This is a genomic window from Thiobacillus sp., from assembly GCF_024708915.1.
Window position 1 is genome coordinate 1 of the sequence record NZ_JANJXQ010000290.1, and the last position, 2,194, is coordinate 2,194.

Consider the following 2,194-nt stretch of genomic DNA (forward strand, 5'->3'; position numbering starts at 1 on the left):
GATCCAGGATTCGGTGGAGCAGGTCGAGGCGGGCCGCAAGCTGGTGGACGAAGCCGGCGAAGCGATGGACGACATCGTGACCTCGGTTGAGCTGGTTGCCGACATCATCAGCGGCACCGCGACTGCGAGCCAGGAGCAGAGTGCCGGCATCGATCAGGTCAACCAGGCGGTTGGTCAGATGGACGAGATGACGCAGCAGAACGCTGCCCTGGTGGAGCAGGCGGCGGCGGCGGCCGAGAGCCTGCAGGATCAGGCGGCGAAGCTTGCGGAACTGGTGGGGACCTTCAAGCTGGTGCAGGGCGTGCCGGCGGCGCACAGCCCGGATCGCCGGGAGACGGTGACACCCTTTCCGGCGCATGCGAGGGCGAGCTTGCCGGACAGCAGCCGGGATGGGGAGCGGAAGCTGCAGGACCGCAGATGACGGCCGCGGGAAGCAGAAGTTGACCCGCTTGCGGGAGCGGCTGGTTTATGGACGTGATGGGGTTTGTGCAGTACTGTCATGCCGGGCTCGAATTGAACGCGCGTTTGTGTTGGGAACGCGGCATTGAGTAGACAAGTGATTTCGACATGAAGCCCGTACTGAAGAATTCATCGGACAGCGCCAAGATATTCGAATTCACGCCGCGTGATTTCGCCCGGGTGCGTGCCCTGATTTACCGGCAGGCCGGGATCTCGCTGACCGAAAGCAAGCAGGAGATGGTCTACAGCCGCCTGGCGCGCCGTCTGCGAGCGAAAGGAATGAGCTCTTTCGAGGAATATCTCGATGGGCTGGAAAGCGGGCGCGACAGCGAAGAGTGGGAGGCCTTCACCAACGCGCTGACCACCAATCTGACCTCTTTTTTTCGTGAGGCCCACCATTTTCCGATCCTCGCCGAACACCTGCTCGGCATGAAAGCGCCGCTGTCGATCTGGTGTTCGGCCAGTTCGACCGGAGAGGAGCCCTATTCGATCGCCATGACGGCATGCGAGGCGTTCGGCACCCTGACGCCGCCGGTCAGCATCGTCGCCACGGATATCGATACCAACGTGCTCGCGGCCGCAGCGAACGGCGTGTATCCGATCGAACGGATCGACAAGATGGCACAGGAGCGCGTCAAACGCTTCTTTCAGCGCGGCAAGGGCGAGCGTGCCGGGCTGGTGCGGGTGCGCCCCGAGCTGCGCCAGCTGGTGACGTTCAAACCCCTCAATCTGCTGGCCGCAAGCTGGCCGGTCAGCGGGCCGTTCGATGTCATTTTCTGCCGCAACGTGATGATCTATTTCGACAAGCCTACACAGAGCAGGATTCTTGCGCGCTTCGTGCCGCTGATGAAACCGCAAGGGCTGCTGTTTGCCGGGCATTCCGAAAATTTCTTGTATGCGTCGGATGCGTTCAGGCTGCGCGGCAAGACGGTGTACGAACTGGAGCCCGGTCATGCCGGCGCGAGGAAGTTCGCATGAATCCTGCGATCGAGGAACAGCTTGCGACCAATCTGTATTACGACCGCACCTTCGATTGCGAAGCCGCCAAGATATTGCCCGGCGAGTATTACTACACCGGCAAGCCGATGCTCATCGTCACGGTGCTGGGTTCCTGCGTGGCGGCGTGCATCCGCGACCGCGTGTCGGGGATCGGCGGGATGAACCATTTCATGCTGCCGGACGGCGGCGGCGACGCCGGCAGCCCGATGTCGGCATCGATGCGTTATGGCGCCTACGCCATGGAGGTGCTGATCAACCAGATACTCAAGGCCGGTGCGCGGCGCGAGAACCTGGAGGCCAAGGTGTTCGGCGGCGGCAACGTGCTGCGCGGTTTTACCGCAATCAACGTGGGTGAACGCAATGCCCGGTTCGTGCGCGATTTTTTGCGTACCGAGAACATCCGCACCGTGGCCGAGGACCTGAACGATGTACATCCGCGCAAGGTGTATTTCTTTCCCCACACCGGCAAGGTGCTGGTCAAGAAACTCAAGCAACTCAACAACTACACGCTGGTGAAACGGGAGCAGGACTATGCGAGCCGGCTCAAGACCCATGCGGTAAGCGGCGATATTGATCTGTTTTGAGCGCCAGAAAGCTAGTGTCGTGACTCAGAAATATCGCAACATGAAACGGCGTCTTTTTCCGCATGGCGGCGTTGCTCGTCGTTGCCATAGAGCCGGCTATGTCGCCCACCCGCAAGGGGTAGGCCGTGGTTGTAAAGCCGATAAATCGGCAA

The 2,194-nt window shown here is 61.2% G+C and carries 3 protein-coding genes; all 3 read left to right on the forward strand.

The window, feature by feature from the left end:
* Nucleotides 1-421, forward strand: a 421-nt coding sequence (locus Q0L94_RS17825; RefSeq protein WP_296756023.1) for a methyl-accepting chemotaxis protein, incomplete at its 5' end; no start/stop codon positions are given.
* A 146-nt stretch (nucleotides 422-567) separates the two neighbouring features.
* Nucleotides 568-1,437 carry a CheR family methyltransferase gene (locus Q0L94_RS17830; RefSeq protein WP_296756026.1) on the forward strand — a complete coding sequence of 290 codons (870 nt, stop codon included), beginning with the start codon at nucleotides 568-570 and terminating at the stop codon, nucleotides 1,435-1,437.
* Nucleotides 1,434-2,042 carry a chemoreceptor glutamine deamidase CheD gene (gene cheD, locus Q0L94_RS17835; RefSeq protein ID WP_296756027.1) on the forward strand — a complete coding sequence of 203 codons (609 nt, stop codon included), beginning with the start codon at nucleotides 1,434-1,436 and terminating at the stop codon, nucleotides 2,040-2,042. Before Q0L94_RS17830 ends, cheD begins: the two co-directional genes overlap by 4 nt.
* Nucleotides 2,043-2,194: the final 152 nt, after the last annotated feature.